This is a genomic window from Dickeya sp. NCPPB 3274 (assembly GCF_000406205.1).
In the GTDB taxonomy this organism is placed as follows: Bacteria; Pseudomonadota; Gammaproteobacteria; order Enterobacterales; family Enterobacteriaceae; genus Dickeya; species Dickeya fangzhongdai.
Map to the genome: position 1 here is coordinate 4,230,593 of NZ_CM001979.1, position 7,928 is coordinate 4,238,520.

General features: G+C 56.8%; 9 protein-coding genes. 8 read left to right on the plus strand and 1 reads right to left on the minus strand.

Going from position 1 to position 7,928, the window contains the following annotated elements:
• Positions 1-16: 16 nt before the first annotated feature.
• From thiB to ilvN, 6 genes are all read left to right on the plus strand, one after another.
• Entirely contained in the window at positions 17-1,000 is a 984-nt protein-coding gene (gene thiB, locus DXX3274_RS18860) for a thiamine ABC transporter substrate binding subunit (protein WP_042862218.1), read from the plus strand.
• Positions 976-2,586: a thiamine/thiamine pyrophosphate ABC transporter permease ThiP gene (gene thiP, locus DXX3274_RS18865; protein WP_042861089.1), complete on the plus strand. Its 1,611-nt coding sequence runs from the start codon at positions 976-978 to the stop codon at positions 2,584-2,586. The genes thiB and thiP overlap by 25 nt, the downstream gene beginning before the upstream one ends.
• Positions 2,570-3,265, plus strand: coding sequence for a thiamine ABC transporter ATP-binding protein ThiQ (thiQ, locus tag DXX3274_RS18870; RefSeq protein ID WP_042861090.1), 696 nt, complete (start codon positions 2,570-2,572; stop codon positions 3,263-3,265). The genes thiP and thiQ overlap by 17 nt, the downstream gene beginning before the upstream one ends.
• Positions 3,266-3,402: 137 nt before the next feature.
• On the plus strand, positions 3,403-3,507 hold the full coding sequence (ivbL, locus tag DXX3274_RS23835) for an ilvB operon leader peptide IvbL (protein ID WP_238556059.1): 105 nt from the start codon (positions 3,403-3,405) through the stop codon (positions 3,505-3,507).
• 113 nt (positions 3,508-3,620) lie between these two features.
• The gene (ilvB, locus tag DXX3274_RS18875; RefSeq protein ID WP_042861091.1) at positions 3,621-5,285 is read left to right on the plus strand and encodes an acetolactate synthase large subunit; all 1,665 of its coding nucleotides are present in this window, start codon (positions 3,621-3,623) and stop codon (positions 5,283-5,285) included.
• 3 nt (positions 5,286-5,288) lie between these two features.
• Positions 5,289-5,582: an acetolactate synthase small subunit gene (gene ilvN, locus DXX3274_RS18880; protein WP_013319493.1), complete on the plus strand. Its 294-nt coding sequence runs from the start codon at positions 5,289-5,291 to the stop codon at positions 5,580-5,582.
• A gap of 45 nt (positions 5,583-5,627) precedes the next feature.
• Here the strand turns inward: ilvN and DXX3274_RS18885 are convergent, their stop codons facing one another.
• Positions 5,628-6,395 carry a DedA family protein gene (locus DXX3274_RS18885; protein WP_042861092.1) on the minus strand — a complete coding sequence of 256 codons (768 nt, stop codon included), beginning with the start codon at positions 6,393-6,395 and terminating at the stop codon, positions 5,628-5,630.
• Positions 6,396-6,655: 260 nt separating this feature from the next.
• Between DXX3274_RS18885 and DXX3274_RS18890 the strand changes: the two genes are divergently transcribed.
• Both DXX3274_RS18890 and DXX3274_RS18895 read left to right on the plus strand, forming a co-directional pair.
• Complete coding sequence (locus tag DXX3274_RS18890) at positions 6,656-7,222, plus strand: hypothetical protein (protein WP_042861094.1); 567 nt, start codon at positions 6,656-6,658, stop codon at positions 7,220-7,222.
• Between the two features lie 2 nt (positions 7,223-7,224).
• Positions 7,225-7,821: a hypothetical protein gene (locus tag DXX3274_RS18895; RefSeq protein WP_238556060.1), complete on the plus strand. Its 597-nt coding sequence runs from the start codon at positions 7,225-7,227 to the stop codon at positions 7,819-7,821.
• Positions 7,822-7,928: the final 107 nt, after the last annotated feature.

Sequence of the window (7,928 nt, forward strand, 5' to 3'; positions counted from 1 at the left end):
ACAATTGGAGCGCAAAGTGTTAAAGAAATTACTGTCCTGCCTGTTACTGCTGTCCACCCCCGTGTTCGCCAAGCCGACCCTGACGGTCTACACCTACGACTCGTTCGCCTCCGAGTGGGGCCCCGGTCCGGGCGTCAAAACCGCGTTTGAAAAAGAGTGCGACTGCGAGCTGAAATTCGTGGCGCTGGAAGATGGCGTCGCTCTGCTCAACCGCCTGCGCATGGAAGGCAAAAATACCCCGGCGGATGTGGTGCTGGGGCTGGATAATAATCTGGTGCAGGCGGCCGCGCAGACCGGCCTGTTCGCCCCGCATGGCGTCAACACCAGCGAGTTGACGGTGCCCGGCGGCTGGCACAATGATACCTTCCTGCCCTTCGACTATGGCTATTTCGCCTTCGTCTACAACAAGGACAAACTGAAAAATCCGCCCAAGAGCCTGCGCGAGTTGGTGGAAAGCGACCAGCCGTGGAAAGTGATCTATGAAGATCCGCGCACCAGCACGCCGGGTCTGGGCCTGCTGCTGTGGATGCAGAAAGTCTATGGCGACAAGGCGCCGCAAGCCTGGCAGAAACTGGCGGCCAAAACCGTCACCGTCACCAAAGGCTGGAGCGAAGCCTACGGCCTGTTCCTGAAAGGCGAAGCCGATCTGGTATTGAGCTACACCACTTCCCCGGCTTACCACCTCATCGCCGAGAAGAAAGACAGCTACGCGGCGGCCAGTTTCAGCGAAGGCCACTATCTGCAGGTCGAAGTGGCCGCGCAATTGGCCGGCAGCAAAAATCCGCAACTGGCGGCACGCTTCCTGCAGTTTATGGTCAGCCCGACCTTCCAGCAGCTCATCCCGACCACCAACTGGATGTACCCGGTTGTCAAAACCGAGCTGCCCGCGGGCTATAACACTCTGTCGTTGCCGGCTAGCGCGCTGGAGTTCACCTCGCAGCAGGTGGCCGAACAGCGCGCGAATTGGGTACAGGCATGGCAACGCGCCGTCAGCCGCTGATTCCCGGCTGGCTGTGGCCGGGACTGCTGGCGGCCACGCTGCTGACCGGCACCGCGGCGCTGGCGTTCGCGGCGCTGTGGCTGGACGCGCCCGGCGCCCCCTGGCGATCGCTGTGGGATGACGGCTACCTGTGGCAGGTCATTCGCTTCAGCTTCTGGCAGGCGCTGCTGTCGGCGCTGCTTTCCACTCTGCCCGCGCTGTTTCTGGCGCGGGCGTTGTACCGCCGCCGCTTTCCCGGCCATCGCCTGCTGCTGCGCCTGTGCGCGATGACGCTGGTGCTGCCGGTGCTGGTGGCGGTATTCGGCATCCTCAGCGTCTACGGCCGCGAAGGCTGGCTGGCGCGCCTGCTGATGCAGTTCGGTATCGAATACCGTTTTTCGCCTTATGGTTTACAGGGCATTCTGCTGGCCCACGTCTTTTTTAATCTGCCGCTGGCGACCCGGCTGTTTGTGCAGGCGCTGGAAGGCATCGCCACTGAACAGCGTCAGTTGGCGGCCCAGCTCGGCCTGCGCGGCTGGCACTTTTTCCGGCTGGTGGAGTGGCCGTGGCTGCGTCGTCAGTTGTTGCCCGCCGGCGCGCTGATTTTCATGCTGTGTTTCGCCAGTTTCGCCACCGTACTGGCGTTGGGCGGCGGCCCGCAGGCCACCACCATCGAACTGGCGATCTATCAGGCGTTGAGCTTCGATTATGACCCGGCGCGCGCCGCGCTGCTGGCGCTGTTGCAGATGGCGTGCTGTCTGGGGCTGGTGTTGTTCAGTCAACGGTTGGGCCGACTGCTGGCGGTGGGAGCCGGCAGCCGCCTGCGCTGGCGCGATCCGCAGGACAGCGGGTTCAGCCGCGTTACCGATACGCTGCTGATTGCAGCGGCGTTGCTATTGCTGTTGCCGCCGCTGCTGGCGGTGGTGGCGGACGGCCTGAACCGCTCGCTGCCGGATGTCTTGCGCCAGCCCGCGCTATGGCAAACGCTCTGGACGTCGCTGCGCATCGCGCTGGCCGCCGGCGCGCTCAGCGTGGTGCTGACGTTGATGCTGCTGTGGAGCAGCCGGGAACTGAAACTGCGCCAGCGGCGGCTCTCTTCTCAGTTGCTGGATGTGAGCGGGATGCTGATTCTGGCGATGCCGGGAATTGTACTGGCGTCCGGTTTTTTCCTGCTGTTTAACCGCACCATCGGATTACCGGCTTCCCCCTACGGGCTGGTGGTGTTGACCAACGCGCTGCTGGCAATCCCCTATGCGATGAAAGTGCTGGAAAACCCGATGTATGACACGGCGGCGCGTTATAGTCTGTTGTGCCAGTCGCTGGATATCCGCGGTTGGCACCGTCTCAGAGTGGTGGAACTGAAGGCGCTGCGCGCGCCCATCGCTCAGGCGCTGGCTTTTGCCAGCGTGCTATCGGTGGGCGATTTCGGCATCATCGCCCTGTTCGGCAACGAACAATTCCGCACCCTGCCGTTTTATCTCTATCAGCAGATTGGCGCTTATCGCAGCGCCGACGGCGCGGTGACGGCGCTGCTGCTGCTGATGTTGTGTTTTATGCTGTTTACCCTGATTGAAAAACTGGCAGGCCGTAATGATCACGCTCGATAAGTTGACCTATCTCTACCAGCACCTGCCGATGCGCTTCGATTTACAGGCGCAGCCCGGCGAGCGTATCGCCATTCTGGGCCCGAGCGGCGCGGGAAAAAGTACCTTGCTCAGCCTGATCGCCGGTTTTCTGCCGCCCGACAGCGGCCGCTTGCAGCTTAACGGACAGGAACACCGCGCCACGCCGCCGGCAAAACGCCCGGTGTCGATCCTGTTTCAGGAAAACAACCTGTTTCCCCATCTGACGCTGGCGCAAAATATCGCGCTCGGCCTGCACCCCGGCCTGAAGCTAAATGCGGAACAGCGGGATACGCTGCGCGATATCGCCAGCCGCATGGGACTGTCGGAGCTGCTGGAACGCCTGCCGTCGCAGGTTTCCGGCGGTCAACGGCAACGGGCGGCGCTGGCGCGCTGCCTGATCCGCCGGCAGCCGATCCTGCTGCTGGACGAGCCGTTCTCGGCGCTCGACCCGGCCCTGCGTCAGGAAATGCTGTCGCTGGTGGACGAGATCTGCCGGGATCGCCGGTTGACGCTGCTGATGGTGTCTCACCAGTTGGAAGACGCCGCGCGCATTGCGCCGCGCAGCGTGCTGGTGGTGGACGGCCGCATCTATCACGACGGTCCGACCAACGAACTGGCCAGCCACCCGGATGCGGCGCGGGTGCTCGGTGGTCTGAGATGATAGAATGAAACTCTTACCAAAAAAAATGTGATCTTCCGCACGATTTTGCTTTTTCCGCGTGGCGGAGCCTTGTCTGATTTTCCGCACTCATGGTTAGATGAAGGCGTTGATTAACCCAAACGAATATAAGGTTCTCCGTGAAACACGCCGCCTCTACTTTTTTCGCACTACTAAACAACACCGCGCTGCTTGACGCGGTCGTCGTCGTGCGCGTGGTGGTCGTGGTCGGCAGCGCGCCGTAACGGGTTCCGAATCAAGCCTAGATTCCCAAACCCCGCCGGCGCAAGCCGAGCGGGGTTTCTTTTATCCACCCTCCCCGCTCCTCCTGACACCGGCTCTGATAAAGGATATGACTATGCGTTATACAGGAGCTGAGCTGATCATCCGTCTGCTGGAACAGCAAGGCATCACCACAGTGAGCGGTATTCCGGGCGGCGCGGCGCTGCCGCTGTACGATGCGTTGGGAAAAAGCCGCACCATTCGCCACGTACTCGCCCGCCACGAGCAGGGAGCCGGATTCATCGCGCAGGGTATGGCGCGCGCCAGCGGTAAAGCCGCGGTTTGCATGGCGTCCAGCGGCCCCGGCGCCACCAACCTGCTCACCGCCATCGCCGACGCCAAACTCGACTCCATTCCGTTGGTGTGCATCACCGGCCAGGTGCCGTCCAGCATGATCGGTACCGATGCCTTTCAGGAAGTAGACACCTACGGCATCTCGATTCCGGTCACCAAACACAACTATCTGGTGCGCGACATCAGCGAGCTGCCGCAGGTCATCAATGACGCCTTCCGGCTGGCGCAGTCTGGTCGCCCCGGCCCGGTCTGGGTGGACATCCCCAAAGATGTGCAAACGGCCACCATCGAACTGGCGGAGCTGCCCGCGCCGGCTGAACTTACTCCTGCGCCAGCAGTGGATCAGGATGCCATTCGCGCCGCCGCCGCGATGATCAATCAGGCCAAACGGCCGATCCTGTATCTGGGCGGCGGCATCATCAGCGCCGGCGCACATCAGCAGGCGATCGAGCTGGCGGAACGCGCCGGGCTGCCCACCACCATGACGCTGATGGCGCTGGGCGCCATGCCGGTGGATCATCCGCTGTCGCTTGGCATGCTCGGTATGCACGCGGCCCGTTACACCAACATGATCCTGCAACAATCGGACTTACTGATCGTACTGGGCGCCCGCTTTGACGATCGCGCCATCGGCAAAGCGGAAGAATTCTGCCCGGATGCCCGCGTGATCCATATCGATATCGATCCGGCGGAGTTCGGCAAGATCCGCCAGCCGCACGTGGCGCTCCACGCCGATGTGGCGCAGGCGCTGGATCAGTTGCTGCCGCTGGTTGACCGTCAACCACGCGCCGACTGGCTCGCCCAGGTGCGCGCGCTGCAATGTGAATTCCCATTCAGCATGCCAAACGCCGACGACCCGCTCAGTCACTACGGGTTGATCCGCGCCGTGGCCGAGCAACTGGACGATCAGGCCATCATTACTACCGACGTCGGGCAGCATCAGATGTGGGTGGCGCAGGCGTATCCGCTGCGGCGCTCGCGCCAGTGGCTGACCTCCGGCGGTTTCGGCACCATGGGTTTTGGCGTGCCCGCAGCTATCGGCGCCGCGCTGGCGGAACCACTGCGAACCGTGGTCTGTTTTTCCGGCGACGGCAGCCTGATGATGAACATTCAGGAAATGGCCACCGCCGTGGAAGAGAACCTGAACGTAAAAATCGTGCTGATGAACAATCAGTCGCTGGGGCTGGTGCACCAGCAGCAGGATCTGTTCTACCAGCAGAATTTTGTGGCGTCCGACTACCGCTATCAGACTAATTTTCTGGCGATTGCCGCCGGATTCGGCTTCGCCACTTGCGATCTGAACGCGGCTGAAAACCCGCAAGCCGCCCTGCGCGACGCACTGCAACGCCCCGGCCCGACGTTGATCCACGCCGCTATCGATATCAACGAAAAAGTGTTCCCGATGGTACCGCCGGGTGCCGCCAACATTGAGATGATTGGAGATTAAATCATGCAGACCCCATCCATTACCGCACAGGTCACGCTGGAACTATCGGTACGCAACCACCCGGGCGTGATGTCGCACGTATGCGGGCTGTTCGCCCGCCGCGCTTTCAACGTGGAAGGCATCATGTGTATGCCGCTGCCGGGCAACGAGCAGAGCCGCATCTGGCTGCTGGTGAAAGACGATCAGCGCCTGCCGCAGATGATCAGTCAGGTGGAAAAGCTGGAAGACGTATTGCAGGTGACCCGCCACGGCGAAGAGATGCGTATCTTTGATCAGGTGGCGGAGTTTTACCGCTGAGCCGCGGGGGCCATATCGATTCCCGGTATGGCCCTCGACCCGGATTCAGCCAATCAGAATTTGCCACAACAGGCGACGGTACACCGGCATCAACGGATGCTGCCACAGCTGCCACAGACTGACGGCGGCGATAACCGAAACCAGCGGCGCCAGCCAGTACAAACGGGCAGGCGTCAACCCATTGGTTGACTCGGCTTTTGCTCCACGACGTGCACGCCACAAACGCCACACCAACCAGCCCGCTCCCCATAGCAGGATAGCCGTGACTAACAGCAGCCATTTAAAACTGCCGCTGTCGGCCTGTTTGGGGATATCGATCGCCACCCCGGCCAAAATGCCGGGCATCAGATAAACCGGCGGCCAGGTGAGACAGCCGATGATATTCGGCAACGCAAAGCGCCGGGGCGACAACTCCAGCATCCCCGCCACCATCGGGATCAGCGGACGAGTCGGGCCAAAAAACCGCCCAATCAGAATGGTCGCCATATTGTGCTGATGCAGCATTTTTTCGGTGCGATACAGGTAAGCGCGGTGCTTTTGCAGGAAAGACCAGTTATGCAGCCGATCCTTGAAACGCCAGCCAATGAAATAGGAAATCCAGTCTCCCAGCAGGCAACCGATAATGCCCATGCCCCAGGCCGGGTACAGCCCCATATTGCCGCTGCCGATCAACGCGCCCAGCGACGCCATCATCAGCGTGCCGGGCAACAGCAGCCCCACCAGCGCCAGCGACTCCAGAAACGCCACCAGCAGTACCGCCGTCAGCGAATACGCTAACGATTGAGTGATCAGATGCTCCAGCCAGGCTTCCATAAATCTCTACATTTCTGCTTTTTTATGAACAAAGATAACGGGATGATAGCAGGAAACGGCGGGAATATGGCAGATAGTAGTAAAAACGCGGCTGATGCGAGGCTCATCATCACTGGACGGCCACGTCCTTGAAGCTACGCTATTTTGTTGTTATAAAAGCATCACTTTAAGAAAATAAATGGATTGATTCATGGAAGAAGCCAGGATTGCTTTTCCTGTTGGCAAAGGGCAGGTTAACAGGGCTAAGTTAGGGTAACCACATGAAAAAAATAGCATATACTTCGCAGCTAATAGCGTTATTGATTTCATTACAATCCAACGCCTCTATTAGTTTGGTCAAGAATGAGGATCAAGCCTTATCAAGTGAAGTGGTAAAATATGGAAATGCCAGAGGGGTCGTTGATATAAAAAGTCAGAGCGAACAGAGCTTTGACATTATTGAAGATGGAAAATACATAGGAACAATAGTTCCAGCCAAAGGATTTCATAAAAACTATTACCCGTTATGCTTTATTGGCTGGTCTACTGACAAAAAAACAATATCAGATATTGTTCCATCAATAGGACAAGGATACTTTGAGCGTTCACTCTGCTCAACACTTGATGGAGTAGGTAAAATAGAAGAAAAAGAAAGAACCTTTATTGGTTTTGTGTACACCGTAGGACTGAGAGACAGATATGCTCAAAACTACTTTCTAATAGAGTTGAACAAAGGAAACAGAACCATAAAAGACAAGAGCCAGCTCATTGAAATATTTCAAAACGACTCAGAAAAGAAAAGTATAGCTGACCTTAGAAGAGACATAAAGAAAATCGATAAGAGATAACAATGAAGAAAATACTAACAACAATAATAATATTATCAGCATCACTTCAAGCTCATGCATCGATTACGTTAGCCCCTATGGACGGCAATCACCTGTTATCACAATCAGCTACAAAAACTCAGCATCTGGGAATAGACCAGATAAAAATAAATAAGGGTCAATCTTTTGACATCATCGAGAGTGATAAGTATATAGGCACACTAATCCCTGCTGAAGGATATTATAATCAATATAATCCATTGTGTTTTATTGGCTGGTCGATAGACAAAAGAGAAATTAGTAATATCATTCAGTCTATTGGTCAGGGTGATTTCGAAAACTCAATCTGCCTAAGCCTCGATGCAGTTGGGAAGATTGAGGTAAAAGATAAAACATATATAGGGCTTGTGTATACAGTTGGATTAAGAGATAGACGAGCGAAAAACTATTTCCTACTTGAGCTAGATAAAGAAAAAAGAACCATCGTAGACAAAAGCACTCTTGTCGATAGTCTACAAAATAATGGCGAAAAAAAAGCATTGCGATGCTCAGAAAATATCTTTCTCAAAATACATTACGTTAACCTAAATTCATCTGTATTAAATAAAAACTTGATCTAGCTGCGTTCTATATTAGAACACGGTTAGATCTTACAGTCGGCAACGAGCGAGAAGAGGATATTAACGCAAGTGGGCGTTATAAATTATTATGCACGACTACCATCAGG